19 protein-coding genes are annotated in these 19667 nt (G+C 60.8%); 13 read left to right on the forward strand and 6 right to left on the reverse strand.

Annotation, left to right across the window (positions count from 1 at the left end; translation table 11 throughout):
* Window positions 1–80: 80 nt before the first annotated feature.
* Window positions 81–605 (reverse strand): hypothetical protein, encoded by a 525-nt coding sequence (locus tag IPM54_32900; protein MBK9264572.1) that lies wholly within the window; start codon window positions 603–605, stop codon window positions 81–83.
* A gap of 149 nt (window positions 606–754) precedes the next feature.
* On the opposite strand from IPM54_32900, the gene IPM54_32905 reads away from it, so the two are divergent.
* Window positions 755–1360: a hypothetical protein gene (locus IPM54_32905; protein MBK9264573.1), complete on the forward strand. Its 606-nt coding sequence runs from the start codon at window positions 755–757 to the stop codon at window positions 1358–1360.
* A 288-nt stretch (window positions 1361–1648) separates the two neighbouring features.
* On the forward strand, window positions 1649–1885 hold the full coding sequence (locus IPM54_32910) for a hypothetical protein (GenBank protein ID MBK9264574.1): 237 nt from the start codon (window positions 1649–1651) through the stop codon (window positions 1883–1885).
* A gap of 62 nt (window positions 1886–1947) precedes the next feature.
* Here the strand turns inward: IPM54_32910 and IPM54_32915 are convergent, their stop codons facing one another.
* Complete coding sequence (locus IPM54_32915; protein MBK9264575.1) at window positions 1948–2391, reverse strand: universal stress protein; 444 nt, start codon at window positions 2389–2391, stop codon at window positions 1948–1950.
* Window positions 2392–2918: 527 nt separating this feature from the next.
* On the opposite strand from IPM54_32915, the gene IPM54_32920 reads away from it, so the two are divergent.
* Window positions 2919–3395, forward strand: a complete 477-nt coding sequence (locus IPM54_32920; GenBank protein MBK9264576.1) for an RNA-binding protein — start codon at window positions 2919–2921, stop codon at window positions 3393–3395.
* Window positions 3396–3500: 105 nt separating this feature from the next.
* Here the strand turns inward: IPM54_32920 and eno are convergent, their stop codons facing one another.
* Complete coding sequence (gene eno, locus IPM54_32925; GenBank protein ID MBK9264577.1) at window positions 3501–4775, reverse strand: phosphopyruvate hydratase; 1275 nt, start codon at window positions 4773–4775, stop codon at window positions 3501–3503.
* 128 nt (window positions 4776–4903) lie between these two features.
* On the opposite strand from eno, the gene IPM54_32930 reads away from it, so the two are divergent.
* From IPM54_32930 to IPM54_32940, 3 genes are all read left to right on the forward strand, one after another.
* A complete protein-coding gene (locus IPM54_32930) occupies window positions 4904–5539 on the forward strand; it encodes a DotU family type IV/VI secretion system protein (protein MBK9264578.1) in 636 nt (211 codons plus the stop codon).
* A complete protein-coding gene (locus IPM54_32935; GenBank protein MBK9264579.1) occupies window positions 5539–6624 on the forward strand; it encodes a hypothetical protein in 1086 nt (361 codons plus the stop codon). Before IPM54_32930 ends, IPM54_32935 begins: the two co-directional genes overlap by 1 nt.
* Window positions 6625–6695: 71 nt before the next feature.
* Complete coding sequence (locus tag IPM54_32940) at window positions 6696–7868, forward strand: hypothetical protein (GenBank protein MBK9264580.1); 1173 nt, start codon at window positions 6696–6698, stop codon at window positions 7866–7868.
* Window positions 7869–7874: 6 nt separating this feature from the next.
* Here IPM54_32940 and IPM54_32945 read toward each other — a convergent pair whose 3' ends face one another.
* Window positions 7875–8729, reverse strand: a complete 855-nt coding sequence (locus tag IPM54_32945; protein MBK9264581.1) for a thioredoxin domain-containing protein — start codon at window positions 8727–8729, stop codon at window positions 7875–7877.
* Between the two features lie 81 nt (window positions 8730–8810).
* Between IPM54_32945 and IPM54_32950 the strand changes: the two genes are divergently transcribed.
* The 6 genes from IPM54_32950 to IPM54_32975 all read left to right on the forward strand — a co-directional run bounded on the left by IPM54_32950 (window position 8811) and on the right by IPM54_32975 (window position 15923).
* Window positions 8811–10310: a hypothetical protein gene (locus IPM54_32950; GenBank protein MBK9264582.1), complete on the forward strand. Its 1500-nt coding sequence runs from the start codon at window positions 8811–8813 to the stop codon at window positions 10308–10310.
* Entirely contained in the window at window positions 10307–11686 is a 1380-nt protein-coding gene (locus IPM54_32955) for a hypothetical protein (protein MBK9264583.1), read from the forward strand. Before IPM54_32950 ends, IPM54_32955 begins: the two co-directional genes overlap by 4 nt.
* Before the next feature lie 233 nt (window positions 11687–11919).
* Window positions 11920–12735, forward strand: a complete 816-nt coding sequence (locus IPM54_32960) for a hypothetical protein (protein ID MBK9264584.1) — start codon at window positions 11920–11922, stop codon at window positions 12733–12735.
* A 131-nt stretch (window positions 12736–12866) separates the two neighbouring features.
* A complete protein-coding gene (locus tag IPM54_32965; GenBank protein MBK9264585.1) occupies window positions 12867–13355 on the forward strand; it encodes a GNAT family N-acetyltransferase in 489 nt (162 codons plus the stop codon).
* A 106-nt stretch (window positions 13356–13461) separates the two neighbouring features.
* The gene (locus IPM54_32970) at window positions 13462–15051 is read left to right on the forward strand and encodes a hypothetical protein (protein ID MBK9264586.1); all 1590 of its coding nucleotides are present in this window, start codon (window positions 13462–13464) and stop codon (window positions 15049–15051) included.
* Between the two features lie 371 nt (window positions 15052–15422).
* A complete protein-coding gene (locus tag IPM54_32975; GenBank protein ID MBK9264587.1) occupies window positions 15423–15923 on the forward strand; it encodes a hypothetical protein in 501 nt (166 codons plus the stop codon).
* A 2-nt stretch (window positions 15924–15925) separates the two neighbouring features.
* Here IPM54_32975 and IPM54_32980 read toward each other — a convergent pair whose 3' ends face one another.
* A complete protein-coding gene (locus tag IPM54_32980) occupies window positions 15926–16348 on the reverse strand; it encodes a hypothetical protein (protein ID MBK9264588.1) in 423 nt (140 codons plus the stop codon).
* Window positions 16349–16411: 63 nt separating this feature from the next.
* Entirely contained in the window at window positions 16412–18766 is a 2355-nt protein-coding gene (locus IPM54_32985; GenBank protein ID MBK9264589.1) for a hypothetical protein, read from the reverse strand.
* Window positions 18767–18886: 120 nt separating this feature from the next.
* Between IPM54_32985 and IPM54_32990 the strand changes: the two genes are divergently transcribed.
* Window positions 18887–19624 carry a hypothetical protein gene (locus tag IPM54_32990; protein MBK9264590.1) on the forward strand — a complete coding sequence of 246 codons (738 nt, stop codon included), beginning with the start codon at window positions 18887–18889 and terminating at the stop codon, window positions 19622–19624.
* Window positions 19625–19667: the final 43 nt, after the last annotated feature.

Here is a 19667-nt window from a genome sequence, read left to right on the forward strand (position 1 = left end):
GATCGCAACAGAACTCTCTCTGCGTTCAGAAACCCTCGGTAGCTCGCTGCTGGAGCAACGGCGGAAGTTTGTCCGTGTGTTCACTCGTCGAGGATGAGCCGTGCTTTGACGGCGATTTTGATGCCACCCGGAGGCCACGCCAAGAACGATGGATTGGTCTTTCCAGTCCACTCGATGCGCACCTTGTGCCCGTCTTCGAAAAACGGGCGGACGTCCCCTTCGTGGAGAAGGTCGAGGATCACGTTGGGTTCGTTCTTGGGAAAACCGTCCTGCTTCACGATGGGCGTGCGTTCTTTGCTGGTTACGGCTTCACCGAAAACGGACGACAGGAACGTGAGGTCTTCGGCGGGAGGGGCAGCATCGAGACGCACGAAGCCGAGGCGAGCGCTTCCGTACGAGTTCACGTCGCTCTCCAGGGTGATTTCGTTCCACCAGAAGAACGTGCCATCGACCTTGGGGGACACGGTGAAGTCGGCGTCGACGTCGTATTCGCTGATGACCGACGAACATCCGAACGATCCGGCGGTGAGCGAGAGTGCCAGGAGCAGTGTGGCGCGTCGCGACGCACGGCCACGGCTTGCGTTGGAATCGATGAAGCCATCCATCTTCTGAGGGTAGCACGCGGCGCGGCGCGATCTGGGCTGACGACGCGACCCAAGGCCGCGGCGGCAAGTGCATCCAAGGCAGGTCGACGCGGCAGGGGCAGGGCTCGTTCTGTCGCGATTCGCCTTTGGACAGCAAGGAGTCGTCGCCGATGGCCACGATGCAGCAAGGCCCCCTCCTTTTTTCGTTGAGGCATCTGTCGGGCAGCGAAAAAAAGTCCGCTCACGAGGAAGAAACCGAACGTGTTTTCGAGGAAGCCAGACGCTGCGCCATTGACGCAGCGCTTGCACGGACGCGCGCAGATGCCGAACGCAAAGCCCGCGAAGATGCCGAGCGCCGTGCCGAACGGATGCAGGCTGAAGCGGCCTATGTCGTGGCCATCGAGCGCGTGCGAGCCGAGGCGGAAATGGCGGCACGCATCGAAGCTTCGCGCATCGCGCTCGAGCACGAACGCGCGCTTGCTGCGATCAATGCGGACGTGCAGAAAAGGCGTCTCGCGCAAGCCGTGCGAGTCGGGATCATCGGCCCGGTGCTGCTGTTCGTCACGACGATGGGCATTTACTTCGGCAAGGTCAAACCCGACGCCGAAGCACGGATGATCAGTCAACAAGCCGATATCGCACGGTGGAACGAAGAAGTTCGGCAGCTTCGGGCGCAGGTCGCTGCACGTGACGCGCGCATTCGTGACGCCGAACGGGTGCTCGCAGGCATCCATGCCCGAGCGAAACGAAGCGACGAGAGCCGCGATAGCCGCTGAGCATCGTGTCCGCCATCTTGGGGCTGGAGAGTGTTCGCAAAATTGTGGCGTGATACTGATGCGAATTACATGAGAATCGAAGACGCGGTTGCGTTCTTGCTATGCCGCGACGGTTCTGATACTTGAATCGGGCTGGTCAATGTGGCCAGTAGCTGGATCCACGCAGGTTTTGGCTGCATTGGTCGAACGCGTTTTGCCTGGGCGACGGGATAGCAACGATCCGATATCGGGCATCGCTACGCGTTCGTTCGGCACGAAGTCTCGATCGCGCGGTATTGCCATCCGAACATGAGCCCGCCGGTAACCCTCTACGACAAAGTCATCGCCGCCAGCGGACTTTCCGAGGTGTTTGCGCGCGGGACGATCAAGCGAGCGTGTTCGCGCGTTGGGGTCAACGCCGAAACGATGAGCCCGTCGGAGCTTGCCCGGGCACTTCCGTCGATCGAGCAAGCGCTCGGCGTGTTCTTGCCGGCTGATCAGAAAGATTCACGCATGCAAGCGATTCGCGCGCTGTCGCGGGGATGAGCGCGATCGCGTGATCATGCGATCACTCGATGCACTCGCTGGCAGAGCGTGACCGAGCGAAGTTACTCGGTGCCAGAGCGGACGGTCATCACGGGGACGGTTGCTTGCCGCAAGACGGCTTCAGCGACGCTGCCGAGCAGAGTTCGTCCAATCAAACCTCGGCCATGGGTGCCCATCACGATCAGATCGGCACCCATGTCGGTTGCGGCGGCGCAAACTTCGTCCGCCGTGCGTCCTTCGCGAAGCAGCGCTGCTACCGACACGCCTTCCGAGCGCCTTTTCGACACGAAGGCATCGAGCTGTTCTCGAGCGCCTTTCTTGACGTTTTCGATGACTTCCGGAGTTGGGATGTACGACCCATCGGGGTAGTTGTAGACGGGCAAGCCGTAGACGTGCAGCACCGTGACGCGCGCGCCGAGCGTGCTTGCAAGTGACACGGCTCGTTCGAGTGCATGATCGGAGGTTTCGTCGAAATCGATCGGGACGAGGATGTTGCGAAACGGCATGACGACCTCTTGCAGCGAGCGCGTTGTCGTAGCTCGCCGCATTCCCGATACCACGACGAACGCTGCGTCAGCATGTCCATCGCTCGTTTCGGTTCGAACTTTGGCCCGCGCCCACCGTTTGGGACGGGCGAGCGGCTTTGGGCGTGATTTTTTTCACGCTGGCCGCATGCGGCAGCTTTGCTCGCGATTGTCGAGATATGGGGAGGCTCGGGGTTGTCGCCGAGATTTGGCCATGTGCCGATTGGCGTTTCGACCGCAAAACTCACGGGCTTGCCCGCCAGCCTGAATTTTTGCGCAAGTCTGTCAGACTCTCATAACCAATCGACTTGCGCAAACTGGGGTGGGGCGTTAGCCTGCGATCGCCCTAGGCTCGTTCGTCGTCGTACCGGAAAGCCCGCCCTGCTTGCGGAAGCTCGAACTGTATCGGCTGACGGTCGCTCGTCTGTGGTCTCGAAGCGATCCGATGCACGGCCCGGGTCGCGTCCGGGGATGGTCAAGCAGAGGCGCGTGCATCGGGTGGTTCGAGGATGAGCAAGCGACTGTACGTGGGCAATTTGGCCTTTCACTCCACGGAGGACAGCGTGCGCAGCGCTTTCCAAGCTGCAGGAGTGGAGGTGCTCGCTGTCCAAGTCATGACCGATCGAGTGACCGGGCAATCACGCGGGTTCGGGTTCGTAGATGTGGCGGGCGACAAGGAAGCGCAAGCTGCAATTGATGCACTTCATGGCAAGCCGCTCGACGGCCGTTCGTTGACCGTCAACGAAGCGCGTGAGCGCACGCCCGGCGGCGGTGGCGGCGGTGGCGGCGGCTTCCGTGGCGGCGGCGGCGGCGGCATGGGCGGTGGCGGCGGTGGCGGCTACGGCGGCGGCGGTGGCGGCGGCGGCGGCCGCGGCGGCGGCGGCGGCCGAGGCGGCGGCGGTGGCGGCGGCCGAGGCGGTGGCGGCGGTGGCCGCGATCGTCGAGGTGGTCGCGATCGTGATCGTGGCGACCGCGGCGGCTGGTGATTTCTCGATAGGCAGCTCGACTCTCGTCGCTGCTGCTGATTCTCCAGCAAACGAAAACGCCCTGGAAATTCCAGGGCGTTTTCGTTTCGAACGTGCGCGATCCCTTCAGCGCTTGAACACGCTGCGACCCGCGAACACTTGACCCGAACCAAGCTCGAACGCGATCCGCAAGAGCTGGTTGTACTTCGCTACGCGATCCGAACGCGATGCCGATCCCGTCTTGATCTGCCCAGCATTCGTCGCGACCGCGAGGTCCGCAATGAACGTGTCTTCCGTCTCCCCAGATCGATGCGAAATGACCGATCGATACCCACCTTCGGTTGCAGTGCGGATGCAGTCGAGCGTCTCGGTGACCGTTCCGATCTGGTTCAGCTTGATCAAGATCGAGTTGGCGATTCCTTGCGACATGCCGCGCGCGAGACGTTCAGGGTTGGTCACGAAAAGATCGTCACCCACGAGCTGCACTTTCTTGCCAAGTCGTTCTGAGACGAGTTTCCACCCTTTGTCGTCGTTCTCCGCGCACCCGTCTTCGATCGACACGATCGGATAGCGCTTCACGAGATCCTCGTAGACCGCGACGAGCTCTTCGGGCGACTTCGGTCCTTTGTCGAACGTGTACATGCCCTTCTTGGCATCGAAGAACTCGCTCATGGCGCAATCGAGCGCCAGGCTGATGTCTTCGCCCGGCCGATAACCAGCCGCTTCGATCGCGCGCATCACTTCGACGAGCGCCGACTCGTTCGTTGCAAGCCGCGGGGCAAACCCGCCCTCATCACCCACGGCCGTGACATGACCGCCCTTCTTCAAGATCGACTTCAGCGTGTGAAACACCTCGACGCCCATGCGCAGCGCATCGGCAAACGACGCCCCGCCATGTGGCACGATCATGAACTCTTGCACTTCCAAGCCGTTGTCGGCGTGCACGCCGCCGTTCAAGATGTTCATGAGCGGCGTCGGAAGAACACGCGCCGCTGCACCTCCAAGGTATCGCCACAGCGGCAGATCCACCGTGTCTGCTGCAGCGCGAGCGACCGCCATCGACACCGCCAGGATCGCGTTTGCTCCAAGCGTTCCTTTGTTCGGTGATCCATCGGCTTCACACAGCACGCGATCGATCTCTGCTTGGTCGAGTGCGTCCATCCCGACGACCGCCGGCCCCAGCCGCGTTTCCACGTTGTGCACGGCCTTCTGCACGCCCTTGCCCAAGTACCGACGCTTGTCCCCGTCACGCAGCTCGACCGCTTCGTACATGCCCGTCGATGCCCCGCTTGGGACAGCCGCACGCCCGTGACCCTCGGTCGTGAACACTTCCACTTCCACCGTGGGGTTGCCCCGCGAGTCGAGGACCTCGCGCGCAATCACGCTCTCGATTTCCGACATGAGACTCTCCTTCGACGCATTTCGGGCTTTTAGAAGCCCCGCTTTGGCGCCGGCAGCATAGCCCTTCGATGCTGCCATGGAGATCCCTTTCTCCTTTCCCCGCGACTCCGGTATGCTCCGCGCCCAGCGTGGAACGGTCGATAGGTGTCTACGGTGAAGAAGTGCTGCTCTGGGTCTGCGCGTTGCGACAATCACCGCGCCGTCCGTCTCCAGAGCATTTGCTGCACCAAGCAAATACGCTCTTGAACGAGCTGAAGATCTCGAAGGCCTCGGACGCACTTCCCGTCGTGTCCGCCGACGATGGTCAGTTTGCCATCGCGGCGCTCATCGACGAAATCGCGATGGGTTTTCCCGATCTGCGGCCGCTCTGGTCACAATACTCGCTTCAGGCAACGCGGTGGAGCACCACGAACGCCGGCGTTGAGTTCTACCAGCGGCTCGATCGCGTCAAGCAAGGCCCGCGTAATGTCTTGGCGACGTATTACGTCGTGCTGGGCCTCGGCTTCCTCGGTCGCTTCGGTTTGCCTGGAGCGGTCCAGTACGGCGCGACGCAGACGCGCATCGATATCGCACGCATCTTGGGCGTCGATCCGGATCGCGACTGGCACGCCGGAGCACTTCGTCCCGTTCGCGAAGAGGCCGTCACACCCATCGCGTTCCAGGTGCCTTGGTATCGGTCCTTGTGGATGGGCCGCGGCATTGCTCTGTTGATGCTCCTCTTCGGCGCGGCGCTGCTCGTATCAGCGCTTTCGCGGGGGTCCTGATGAGCGGCGAAGGCGGACCGTTTGCGGCAGAAATCGACGCGATGCTCGCGGCCGTCGCGCGCAAGCATCCCGACAAGAAACCTCCCTACCAAGTCCCCGTTTATCTCGTCGTCGGTGATCCCGGTTCGGGCCGATCGACTGCCATTCGATCGCAAATGGTCACGTGGTCTTCGGGCGATGGACCTCTTCCGCCGGCATCGACGACTCCATTTTGCACGTATTGGATGGCGGACGAGGCGGTATTCATCGAACCCGAAGCGCACGTCATGGGTCCGCGTCGCGATCCGGCCATGCTCCAAGCATTGTGTGAAGAGCTCATTCGCAAAAGGCCACGCGAACCGCTCGATGGCATTCTGCTCGTCCTCAATGCCACCGTCTTTGCCGACGCCGACGAAGCCAATGTGCAAGCCTATGCGAAGGGCATGCGTGAGATCCTCGTCGAAGTCGGGCGTCATTTGGGCGTCGACGTGCCGACGTACGTGTTTCTCACGAGGCTCGATACGCTTTGGGGATTTGCGGACGTCTTTGCTTGGACGCCGGAACGCAATCGCGAAGACCCGTGGGGTTTTACATTGCCGCAAGAAACGGCTGCCGTCGATGCTCTTCCCAAAATCAAAGAAGAAATCGACGGCCTTCATGCCCGTTTTGAAATGTTTTGCTTCGCCAAACTTTCCGGTGAAGAGCCTGTCGAGACGCGTATTCGATCCTATCAGCACCTCGTCGAAGTGCGGGAATTCCTCGACCGTGTGCGCGTGCTTTTCAATGTTTTGGCCATGGCAAACGCCTACGAACGAGTGCCCTGGTATCGAGCGCTCGCGATTGGTAGCGCATATCCCGGCATAGGCGATCGTCAACGAGCGGGCGTCGGCAAATTCCAAAGCATGGGTCTTTATCCGCCGCCCGTACCGCAAGGAATGCGTCCCGGTGGTTTGCCCATTCATGCGCTCGTCAAGACCGTCGTTTTACCAGAAAAAGACCTCGTGCCTTTGCGCGTGCGCTGGCGTGACGATCTCGTGATTTGGATCATCGCGGGACTCGCTGTCCTCGTGTGGATCGTCGCGATCATCGTCGCCGCCACGCGATGAATCTTCGCCTGCGGACACCTCGAGGCTTGACGTTTCGGCTCCGCGCGCAATCATGACGACGCGTGGACGATATGGATTTTGGCATCGGTGCTTCGGGCAAGCTCAAGGCTTTTCTGCTGACGGCGCTCGCTGTGTTCATGTCGTCGCTTGCGTTCGGCATCGTGAGCGCTCCGATGGGCAAGATGCACCCCGTGCTGGGGTTTTTGCTGAAGAGTTTTATTTTGCTCGTGTTCGGGGGCATCTCCGCGTTTTGCATGGGCTTTGCCATTCAATCGCTGCGCGGAGGACCCAAGCTGCCGCCCGACGTGTTATTGCGCTGCCCCACGTGTGGTGAAAAGACGCCCGGCGACCTCGTTTGTCCCGTCTGTGGCGAATTGCCGCACGATAGAAAACTCGTCTATCGCATCGAATCCGAGGGGCTGTGGGGGCATGCGATTGGCGCAATCATCTTGGCCGGCGTCGGGTGCCTTGGGCTCTTCATCATGATTGGCCCGTACCTCGATGGCGAACGTCGATTGTGGGCGCTCATTGCATTCGCTGCGCTCGGCCTCCTCATGCTGGCCGTTGGTGTCGTTGGCGTTTTTGGTTTTTTATTAATTTTATGGGAAAGAGTTGGAGGAAGTCAAACCATTACGTTTTCCTGCAAAGGTCCTGATCGGTATACGCATGGAAGCGGGAAATCGAGGTGGGGAAAGGTCATTGGCCTGGAAGGACACGGCCAAGTCACCGCGCCGCTTGCGCCTCGAGGCCGCAGTGAAGGTGGTTATCGCGCCGCGCAAGGAGACGTCGAATTGGCCGAAGCGATTGCCACATTCGATGCCGCGGGTATCGTCGACCTTGGCCATGTCACGACGTACGAATGGCGAGTGGGTGATCCATCTGGAAAAACCCGGTCAAAGCATCCGGAATTTCATCGCACGATCGATCGCCTGATCATGATGATTCTTTGCAATGTGACGGAACCGGTATTCGATCCGGAGGATGATGACGCGGAGATCGATGCGGTTCAGCGTGTTCCCATAGAATCGCCCGACAAGCCCGATTCCGCCATTCTAAGGTTTCTCGGCAAATTCATTGTCCTACCCATGGACGTTCGAGCATTCAAGAGCAAGCTCGACGCAGACCCGATTCATCGCACGCAAACGATCATGCATGCGCGCGTATTGCGCGACCGAGGGATTGTCGTATCGAATGAATTGGTGGAGGCGGTGGTGGAAGGGTTTGCTGAGCAGAAGACGGTGTGAGCCTTTTCACTTCCCCTTCGCCAGCTCGATCTCCATCGTCACCCACGCATCCAAATCCGGCTCTGCTTGAAACAACCGAAGGTCGAACTCGCGACCGTTGATCAAGACAAACGGCGTGCCCGAAAGCCCCAAGCGCTCCGCGTCCGCCATGTCTCGCTCGATCACCTGCTTCGCCGCTTCGCCCTCCATGTCCGCCTTCACCTGATCCATCTTCAACCCAAGGCTTTGGGCGAACTCCAAAATCGTTTGTTCTCCAAGCTTGTCCTGGTTCTCGAAGAGCAGCCGCTCCATCTCCCAGTACTTGCCTTGCCGCTGCGCCGCATACGCAGCTTTGGCCGCAAACTTCGCCACCGTGTGCCGCGGGATCGGGTAAAACTTGTGCACGAGACGCACGTCCCCAGGGTGAGCTTCGACGAGCCGCTCCACGATCGGCACGACGTGCTTGCAGTGCGGACATTCGAAGTCCGACCACACGACGATCGTCACTGGCGCGTTTGCCGGCCCCAGCGTCGGCGAATCGGCAACGTCCACCTGCTTGGGCTCGCCCCCGAATCGAACTTGATACGCCTTGCGAATCGCTGGCTTGTCGAGCCCCGCCTTCACCCGCTCAGCCACGAAGTTCGCGGCCGACGTGCACGCCTTGCAGGCCCGTTTCTCCTGCAAGCACACGTCGAGCGTCACGGCCTCCGATGCACACGGCGCGAGCATCTCGTCGACGATGCGCTCGAACGTCGCCCGCTCGCGCGTCGACAAGTCGCTCACGTCCACCGCGCTCTTGCTCTTCTGCGGCGGAGTGCTCGCCCCACATCCGCTTGCGACCACGCTCGAAAGGATTGCTGCTGCGATTGTCCGGAACGTCACGGCGCGTATCCTACACGCCGCCGTGGGCATGTGCATGGCCCCTCGACGCTCGGCCCCGGTTGATGGTATTCAGGCAACCTCGTGCTCGACCAACCGTCCACGTCCGCTGCTGCCACCGATGCCCCGGCGCCCAAGCCCAAGAGTGCGCCCGCGGCGGATGCCGGCAAAAAGCGCGTGCGGTGTCATACGTGCCTCGAAGTCGTCACGCCCGAAGGGGAACTGTGTCCCGGATGCGCGGAACCCCTGATCGCCACGCGGAGTTTTTTCTTCCGCCCCGGTGTTTCGGGGGGCAAACCGCCCACGTGGCTCGCGCTTCACTGGCGGCCGCTCGTCATCGCGCTCGTGATGGCCGTCGTGTTCGGGACGGGGATTGCCCTGCGAAACCTTGCACCCACGCCGTTTTCCATCCCGAAAGCCGCGTCGCGCGCGTCGCTGCCAGCAGGTCCCTCGAAAGCTTGCTCGTCGCCGTGCTGGAACGGTGAAGCCTGCCAGCTCGGGCAGTGCATCTGGCAAAAGCCGAACGACGTAGCGCACCTTGGAGCGCAGCCGATCGTCGCAGGCCCGTTCAACCTGCCGAAAGACGTCTCGGACGCGCTGCCGCTCGATGCAGACAGGTTTGCCCTGGCGCTGCTCACGGGCATGCAAGTGCTCGACGCGCGCACGGGCGCGGCCATCACGCTCGTCAGCGATGCGCCGCAACTTCGCGCGCTCTACCGCGTCGGCGAACATGTTTACGGCACGTCGCCGCAACGCATCTACGTCATCGATCCAGCATCGACGGGCCTCTTGAAGACCATCGATCTCGGCGCTTTGGTCGGCCAAGTGTCTGTCGGGGCAAACGGGCGCAGGGCGCTCGTGTCGCTTCCGAGCGTGCATGCCGTGGCGATTTTGGCGACCGAGTATCACGCGGAGATCGATCGCATCCACTTCGGTGACGATGCCGTAGGTCCGATGGGTGTCGACGACACGGGCACGCGAGCGCTCACGGCGACCGGGCAGATTCCGCTGCTTGGCCTGCGTGATCCTGCGGGAGGCGTCGTGTATGCGTTCGATCCGAGTCGTCTCGCATCGCAGCAAGATCGCGTGCGCACGTCGATGCTCGGCAACCCCGTCAGCGTGCTCATGACGCCCGATGGATCGTGGAGTTACGTTGCGCTGCGCGCCGAAAACGCGATCGTTCCGCTCGAGTGGTTGCCATCGGGAGCGGTTCGTCGGAGCGAACGGATCGAGACATGCCGCGAGCCCGAGCAGATCGAGCTGCTTCGACATGGCCGCAGGGCGCTCGTCCGGTGTCACGAAGGTCGAGCCGTCGAAGTGTTCGATCTGCGCAAGAACACGCTCATTCGTCGCGTTGCGTTCAATGGTCGCGCGACGGATCTCGTCGTTTCGCCCGATGGTGAACAAGCGCTCGTGACGCTCACGAACGACGGTTCAGGGGGCCTCGCGCTCATGGACTTGAGGTCGTACGCGGTCACGGTGTTGCCTCTTTCGGCCGAGCCGACGCGCGTGCGTCTCACGCCTGATGGCCGCATGGCGCTCGTGCTTTCCGATCGTGCGAAGGTGGCGTGGGTGGTTCGATGACCCAGCGCCGATTGCCTTGCCCCGTGTGCACCAAGCCGCTCATCGAGGGAGCGCGCAAGTGCCCTCATTGTCGAAGTTGGCTTGTCGAACGCGTCGAGCCGCGGGCGCCGCGGGCGATTGTCGTGGGAATCGGCGTCGTCGGGACGATCTTCGCGATTGCCGTTGGAGGTCGCAAATCACCCGTGGCAGAAGCTCCGCCGCTCACGGCGCTATCGGCCGAAAGTGCCAAGGGTTCTGCGACCGAAGCGCGCCCTGGGTCGTTTGGGCCCGAAATCGAGCCCGAACCCGAGCCCGAGCCTCCGGATCCCAAAAAGCTTTGGCGAGCCCGAAAAATCGTCATTGGGGACGTTCACCCGCTCGATGTCGTGTTTCATCCCAAAGGCACGAGCGTGTATGTGAGCGCCGATGATGCGACGCTACGCGAATATCGATTGAAGACGGGCGAGCTCATCCACAAGGCGTCAATGCCGGCGCAAGGTGACGACATTCGTCTTCTTTTCGATCGGTACGTGGCGGTGCTTCGTCATCAGGAGGCAGCGCGCATTCCGGTCATGGACACGGCCGCGTGGGATCGCGATCCGGTGCTGCTCGAAGTTGGGCGATCGCCTGGTGAAATCATCGCGATGCCCGATGGTCGCACGGTGCTCGCGGCGACGATGGATGGCAAACGTCTCGTGCGATTCGACTTGCCGACGGGCGTGCATTTGGCGGACATGACGCTTCCGCATGCGACGGGGCAGCTATTTCTCGTACGCGCCGAGGATCGACCGTACGTGGCGGCCATGGGTACGCTTTCGCATGGTGGTCGAGCTGCGGGGGCGTGGGTCGATTTGTTCGATCCGAGCGAAGAGCCTTTTGGTGCGACGAGGCGCAGCATCTACGTGGGTCGCGAGCCGCGTGCCGGAGCCATTTCGCGCAGCGGTGAAACGCTGTTTTTCCCGGACCGAGTTTCCAATCGGGCGGTGCAGCTCATCGTTGCCGGCACGACCACGGTGCGATCCACGGCGGTTGGCGCCAGTCCCGAGCAAGGGTTTTTCATGAACGACGATCGTCATGGCGTAACGCTCGACAGCAAGGGGCGCACGGTGTCCATCGTCGACTTGGCCACGATGAAGGTTGAAACCACGCTCATGCTCGACGGCGTGCCTACGACGGGCGCGGTTTCTCCTGACGGACGCACGTTATTCGTATCGCTTGGCGGTTCGGAATGGCCTCCCAAAGGAAGCGGTGTTGCCGTCATTGCTGGCGATCCTCCACGCATCGTGTCCACGCTCGAGACCGACCAAGGGGCGAGCGCCGTGGATGTTTCCCGTGATGGCGCTCGTGCCGTCGTCGCGTCGTATTACGGCAAGTCCATCTTTGTCCTGGAGCAGTGATTCGAGAACGGGCCAGGGCTTGCACCCTCGCTTCGCGCGCGTGGGAAGCGCGCTTCGCGAGTCTAGTTCACTAGTTCACGATGGGGGGCCGAGGCTCGGCCCCGGCTCGGCCCCCCCATACCCCCCGGGGAGCCACGCGTAGCCCCCCGAAATGGCACATCTTTCATATTGTTCAGCGCTCTCGTTTCAGATTCGGCACCTTCTTTGCTGCCCGGCAAGCCCAGGAGGTCGTCGTGTCATTCCTACGCACTTGCCTCGTAACGCTCGCGCTTGCCTCGGCTTCGCTTTTCGGCTGCAAAAGCACCGATTCTTTCGAGACTGGCAACTCGGTCGACGTTGACGACGCGCCCGACGGGCTCCTTCAGGGCACGCGGTTGTCTACCAATTCGACCTACTACATTGCGCGGCACGATACGCGAAGGTGCGCTGCCCCGATGTGTGGTGGGATTTTCGTTTCCGCCGTCAATCAAACGACCACGCGCTGCCCTGGCGGTACATGGGAAGAGGAATGCTACATATCCAGCATTGACTTTTCCAGCTTCGCCGGTTCGACCAAAGTCGTACCGACCGTTCGGGACGCCATTGGATACGATTCGAGCACGACGCGCGTGGTTTTACTGGGCACGCTCCATCCAACCCTGCTCGGCTTTGGCACCATGCGCGTGCAAATGGCCTGGGTCGCGCTCGATCAGAAGCCGATTACGGGCAGCTTCTTCAAAGCTCGTGAAAATGGCATCGTGTGTGTAGCTGCGCCTTGCCCGAGCTACGATGAGGAATTGCTGAATCGTGGTACCATCACGATGTTTCACGGCATCGACTTTCGAGACGTCGAGCCTCATGCGGATGACAGCACCTTCACCGGACCTGCTCTTCGTTCCAATTATGGGTTGATCGTATCCGGCGAAAACTACCAAGTCGAAGATGCGGGACCTGCAGGCGATGCCACCTACCTCCTACCATCGCAGGTATTCCTCCCCATGGACGCGCCCGGAAGGCTCGTGCTCGGACGGATCGACAATGCCGTGGGCGTTCTTCCGCTCGCTCAATGACGCAGCGTTGAAATCGTCTTTTTTCGCCGCGTCGCGTCGGTCGAGAAAGCTTGCGAAATGCCCTCTGCTCTGAGAAATTGCATTTCGTGCCCTGCTCGACGATCAACACAAACCGCCTGCAGATGGTTCCCATGACCGTGGACCTCGTCGAAGCTGTGCTCGACGGGCGTCGCGCGGATACCGAGGCGCTCATCGGGGCCAAGATGCCGACTGCGTGGCCTGGCCGAGCGCTCGTCGAACGCGCGTTTCTTGCGCGACTCGAGGAAATTCGCGCCAATCCGGATCATCGTTTGTGGGGCGATCGCGTGGCAATCACGCGGGATTCCGAGCCGCGGGTCATCGGCAGCGTGATTTTTCACGGTGGCCCGGACAAACAGGGGGCCGTCGAAGTCGCCTACGGCATCGAGGAAGAGTCGCAACGGCAGGGTTTTGGTTATGAAGCCGTGTACGCCGCCGTTTCGTGGGCGTTCGGCGAGCCGCACGTGCGGATCGTTCGCGCATCCACGTTCACTTGGCACGCCGCTTCTCGTCGAATCCTCGAAAAGATTGGTTTCCGCATCGTCGGCACCTCGAACGACATCCTCGGCGAAATGCTCGAATACGAAGTCGCCAAGTTCTAATCGTAACGCAAGCCACAAATTCCAGCGCGCAGATTCGTCAAGACACGTCGTTGTCTCTGGTTTTTCCCGATGGGCTTGGGGTAAGCTCGGTCGAGACGGGACGAGCATGCCGAGCGACAATCGATTTGGGCATCGGGGCGGGACGTGGTTCGTGGTGGCGTTTGCCGCCGCTTTTGGTTCTGTTGCGGGCGCTTCTGCGGCGTGGGCGCAGGAGGTGCCGGCTCCGCCGCCCTTGGGGGAGGGCGTCAATCCGAGCGAGGTGGCGGTTGACCCGACGCCGCTCCCTCCGCCGCCGCCCCCGCCGCCGGTGTACGTTCCACCACCGCCACCCCCGCCGCCATACATTCCGCCACCTTTGCCTCCAAAGCCCAACCATCGGTACTTTTTGCAGGTGGGGATCACGCCCGAGGCCGATCGATTTACGGGCATCGCGCAGTTCGGGCTCTTGACGCCGAAGGCGCGCGATGCGTACGCCGCATTGCAGTTTGGTTTCTTTTCGAGTGAAGCGGCGGAATTCACGGGATTTACGCAGGTGGGTTTACTTTTGACCGAGACGCAGGAAGTCTTTCGCGGCGGTGCGCAAGTCACGCTGGGTCGGAACTTGGCGGAAGAGTTTTATGGCGGCATGCAGGTAGCGATATACCGCAATGTCGTTACGGATCTGTTCGCGGGCGTGGCGCAAATCGGGATCATTCGCAATGATACGCGTCGATTTGCGGGCCTTTTGCAAATGGGCGGCCGCAACAGCACGGATGCATTCATTGGCGCGATGCAGCTCGGAGCGTACAACGTCATTGGTAATGGTCTCGAATACAACGAAGACGAATATGGTTATGGTGGTCGGCGCGGGGGTGGGTTCGTCGGCGGCTTTCAGGTTGGCGCGTACAACAAGGTCGAGCAGGGCAATTTCAGTGGTTTGTTTCAGATTGGCGGTGGCAACAACCTGGCGCACGGGAGTTTTCGTGGCGTCGCACAATTGGGGCTGCTCAATGGGGTCGATCGTGGGTTTTACGGGGTCGCGCAGATTGGCCTTGCGAGTTACGCAGGCGATGGGTTTCGCGGTCTTGGCCAATTCGGCGTGCTCAACATGGTCGAGGACGGCTTTTACGGCGTAGCCCAAGCGGGCGTCGTCAATCTCGTCGTGGATGACAACTTCAGGGGTTTTGGTCAATTCGGCGCATTCAACTACGTCGAGGAAGAATTCGGGGGCGTCCTACAAATCGGCGCGCTTGGCAATGTCGTGCGCGATGACTTCAAGGGTCTTGTGCAAATTGGCGGCATTTTCAATTACGGGCGCGACGACTTCGAGGGCCTATTTCAGATTGGTGGGTTCAACGTCGTCAAAGAAGACTTTTCGGGTGTGGCCCAAATCGGTGCCGTCAACTTTACGGGCGACGAGCACATCGGGGCGCAGCTCGGCGCGGTCAACATGGTCGACGATCGGTTTTATGGGCTTCAAGCGGGCGTGTTTTCGACGGCCGAAGAGGTCGAAGGTGCGCAGATTGGCGCGGTCAACATGACCGAGCGCTTGAAGGGTGCGACCATTGGCATCTTCAACAGCGCCAAGCAGATGCGCGGCGTGCAGGTGGGGCTCATCAACAAGACGGAACGGCTACGCGGCGTGCAAATCGGATTGATCAACGTGTCCAAACACGGAGGCCTTCCGGTGTTTCCGGTGATGAATATCGGGCTGTGAGTGTAGATCAAACACGAACGCCTTTTGCACCTCACCCCCCGACCCCATAAGCGCTAACATAACGCAATTGTCGCCCCGCCCCGGGTTAAAGAGATCGTCTCATAACTCGAGCCAAAGTGCGTCACCGCACGCCCGCGCGGGGTTTCAACCCCGCGCGGGCGTGCAAAACGGGTGAAGTGAGCGCTTCTGGGGTCGTGGGGAGGCACTGGGTGAGCATGCATCCCACTATCCATGCTAATCACAAAAATTTTGTCGTCTCGCATCGACTTCACGTAGAATGAGCACGATTCCCATGAATCCGCTTCTCGCACATTGCAGAGCCGTCAATACCCGGGTCGCACGATCCAGGGACCAAGAATCGAGGCAGGAACATGAAGCGCAAGTCGAGCACGTGGATGCGGATGCAACGCGTGACCGGTGCCCTCTCCGCAGTATCGACATCGCCGCAGGATCCCGCGACGGAAATTGAAGCGATCGTGGCGGAGCTGTCGCCTCACGGCCGCACCGCTTTGCTCACGCACGCGCGCACCATTCGTGACGAAGAGCGTCGTCGTGGATCTCGTCCACCGCTCATGTCGCTGTCACTTCGCGACTTCGTTTCGCGCGTTCAAGAAGCAGCGGACGATGCCATCTCGGGCATGTACGGCAACAAGGTATTCGTCACGGCGCTTTATCGCATGTTCGAGGAACGCGGCGAGGCATCGGGTTGTAGTCTTGCCGAGTTCAAAGAGCGATTGCTGCTGGCCCAACGGGCCAATCTGCTGATGCTCGACCGTTGCGAAGGGCTCGATCGCAACGATGCCAACGTGGCGAAATCGGAGATCAAGCATTTGGGCGCCACGTACCATGTCGTCGTGCGACGAGCCAAGTAACGCTAGCTAATCCCGTACCACTTTTTGGTTTCCGGCTTCATCCACACGATGAGCAGCGGAATCGTGATGGGTAAGCAACACGTATTCCACAGCATGCTCATGCCAATCAACACGACCGCCAGCGTGTACACCCACTTCGATCGACCTGCGAACAGCACGATCGCGTGCGGCACGATGAAAAAAACCGCAATGCCCGCAATGATGAACCCCCCAATCCATTCACCAGGCCTTACCGTGCCGTACCCTTTCATCAGCGGTTCGAGCATCATCCACAAGCCCATGCCGAAGAAGCCGAGCAGCGACAGAATCATGACGATGCCGTAAATGCGAAAATAATATACCGCCTCGGGAGGCCGTTCGTCCTCCATGAGCAGTGGCGTCCCCGGGGGCGCACCTTGCGGAATGAAGTACGGACCGTGGTTCATGCGGCGCCATCATCCCCTGACGAGCGCCCGTTGTCCATCCCGCCTTGCGTAATCGAGATCACTCTATCCGGCGATTTCTTTCGCTCGACCCACGCTTGGATCCTCGCTGTCCAGCACTTCGCGGGCCAGTGGATCGGCTTTCTTCAAGTCGTCGAGCAATTGTTTCAGGCCTCTGCGCGAACCGTAATAATTCGACGCATCGTGATCGGCTTCGGTGATGCATGCCCGCACGAGCGACCGTGAAATGGATGGAAAACGCAACGTTTCGAGCGCCATCGTCCATAGCCCATCGATGAAGTTTTGGTCCGCTGGGAATTCCAAGAGCCCAGCGAGCATCAGGAGCACTCCGGCACGTTTGTGCGCAATCGTTTCGAAGCACGTGTCGGACAGGAGATTGGTATCGAATGCGCGCCACATGGCGTCGGCGGCACACAGAAGTCGCTTGAATTCCTTGCCCGCATGCGAAAGCCGTGCGTGGAACATGATTTCGGCTTGCACGCTCGCATGCCCGTTCGCAATTCGCAGATACCGGCAAACCGCGGGCAATTTGCCAACGCTTTCACCTCGCAAACCGCCCTCGACGTCGACCGGCATTTCAATTTCGCTATAAAAACCACCCGGTGCAAACGCGTAGAAGAGCTCGGTTTGTCCAGGGAGACTTTCCCACAAATTCGAGTATTGCGTGACGCGATTCATGCTCCCCGCAGCCCACGCCAAACCCGTGGCCGCATCACCTCCGATTTGAGATGCAGAGACCCCCGGATCACGCGGCGTGACGGAATTTCGCACATCTTCTGCGATTTGTGCGATCGTGAAGTCCAAGAAACCATCGTACAAATCCGCTTTGCCGTCATGATTGACGTCCTGAAAGCGCTGGAAAACGAGCGGGTTGCCGGGACCCACGAACTGCGAAAAGCCGGGGAACCGACCTTGCTTGTGATACCACTGAACCTTTCGCATTCGAGCTTCGATTTGCTGATGCGTTTCACGAGCGCACATGCCTTGGAGCATCGCGTGAAAACAATCGGCTCCTTCCGAATCCGACAGCTTGCCGCTCGAGTCCGTCCGGAAGTACGTCGAATCCCAGGACGAATAGATGTCGGCGTCGGGAAAAATGCGCGAAATCGCAAATCGAGTCGTCAGGCCCGCGCATTGCGAATTCAGCATCAGCTTGTAACCAACTTGCTGCACCTTGGTCATCGACGCGCGCATGTCGTACGCTCCAAGCTGCGCGTGGCGATTGATCGTCACCCCGGTGAAAAACTCGACCCCCATTTCATGATTTTCGTCGCTCGGGCTCGCCGATCGCGAATAAAGCAAAATGGACTTGCCGTGAGGATTCTTGAACGGCGCTTCGAGCACTCGGTACTTGCTGCCCCAAGGCGGCGCTGGCGATCCTTCCGGTAATTCGATGTCTCGAAAACCGTATTTCTTGACAAAAATATCCGCCTCGCCTTCGTGGAAATCGTGCGCCGAACACATCGCAAATCGCCACGGACCAGTTAATTCGTCATAAGGCGGAGCTTCCCGCACGAGCGATTTCACCAGCAGCCGCGCTTTGTCGGCGTCAGCCTCGGATAGAGCAGGCGCACGCATCGAGAGCAGCGCAATCGCGTGCGCTCGTAATGCCGGCATGGAGCTCGGCCCGTGCTCGCGTTCGACCAGCGAAAACATTTCGGCCGCGGCTTCGTCCGCCACACCGCGAAATCCAGGGTCGCGCAATGCCGTGGCGACGATGTGCGACAGCACGGTCAATGCCGCCGATCGAATCTGAGCGGCCTCCGTAACGTTTTCCTTTGCAAACGCTTCCTCGACGGCGGCTGCTTGGAGGGCGCTGCGCAGTTGCTTCAGCAATCCTCGAGCCTGTTCGGCCGTCAATCGCTCCGGCCGCAGGGGTTCGTCCGGGTGAAACGCGCTCGGCGCAAAGAGCCGTTCGAATGTGGTGGTTCGCCGGGACGATATCCATCGAGCAGCCGTCACGAGCGCTGGGCCTGCAGCGTTCCCTTGGACCGTGTTGCTGCGATCGGTCGAAAACGAGCCATCGGCAAGCAGCCACAACGGGGCCGCGTTGGTGCGGCCATCCGTTAAATCGACGGCTTCGGGGGCCACCGCTTCGGGCGTTTTCGATACCACGATCAGGTCTTCGAGCCTTCGGCGCACCGCGGGTCTGCCTGGGAACACGACGCGCACGGCTTTGCGCCTTCGCCCTTCGAGCAGCTCGATGGCATTGTCTGCAATCGGTTGCTGTAGCGTTACGGCGTAATCGCGGTCGCCCACGAGCAAAAGGTGCGTACCGGGAGTTTGGCGAAGTTCGGTCCACGCTGCGGCCGTTTCGGGCCCTCTAGCAACGAGCGTCACGGCCAAGTTCACCACGGAGCCATGATCATCGAGAATGCGAACGAACGCGCTGTCCGGCATGCTGGGCCTCCCGGCCCGAGCGTCTCGCAACCGGCCCGAGCGATCAACGGAAAACCACGCGAGCGCAAGAATTGGTCGCGGGCTGGATTTGGACGCGCGCTTTGCGCTACCGTGCGCGCCATGGATGTCACCACCATCGGACCGCTTCGCGTGCATGCGCGCGGGGGCAGTGATCGTCAGGGCGGCGGAAATGGCCCCGCCATTTTGCTTTGTCACGGTTTCGGCGCGCCCGGAAACGACCTCGTCAGCCTCGCACGCGTCGTCGATGCAGGCCGCGACGTGCGTTGGTTCTTTCCCGAAGCGCCGCTCGAAGTCCCCGTGGGTCCGGGCATGTACGGCCGCGCGTGGTGGGACATCGGCATGGATCAGTTGATGATGCACCTCATGCGAGGCGACATCGATGCCGCGATGAAGCGTCTCGATGAAAACCCCCCAGGCCTCGAACAGGCCAAACAAGCGCTCCTGGGCACGCTCGAAGCCCTCGAGAAAGACCACGGCGTCACGCGCGACAGGCTCGTCATCGGCGGGTTTTCTCAAGGGTCGATGCTCGCGACCGAGGTATTCGTTTCGTCGTCCCAGCCGTTTGCGGGTCTCGTCGTGCTTTCGGGAACGCGGCTCGGAGGCGACATGTGGTGCGAAGGTTTGTCTCGGCACGGAGCCCATTTGCACGCGCTCGTCACGCATGGCCGGCGCGATCCGCTTTTGCCTTTTGTTCGAGCGGAAGCATTGCGGGATATGATGAAAGCCGCGGGGGCGAACGTCACGTGGGTGCCTCATGGTGGCGCACATGAAATTCCTGCAGTTTGTCTAGATGCACTCGGGGCGTTTGCACGAGCGCGTCTTGGCGCAACTTCGTAGCCTCCCGTTTTCCCGCATTCGTGCGGTACATTTTCGTCTTTGA

The sequence above is a fragment of the Polyangiaceae bacterium genome (assembly GCA_016715885.1).
In the GTDB taxonomy this organism is placed as follows: Bacteria; Myxococcota_A; Polyangia; order Polyangiales; family Polyangiaceae; genus Polyangium.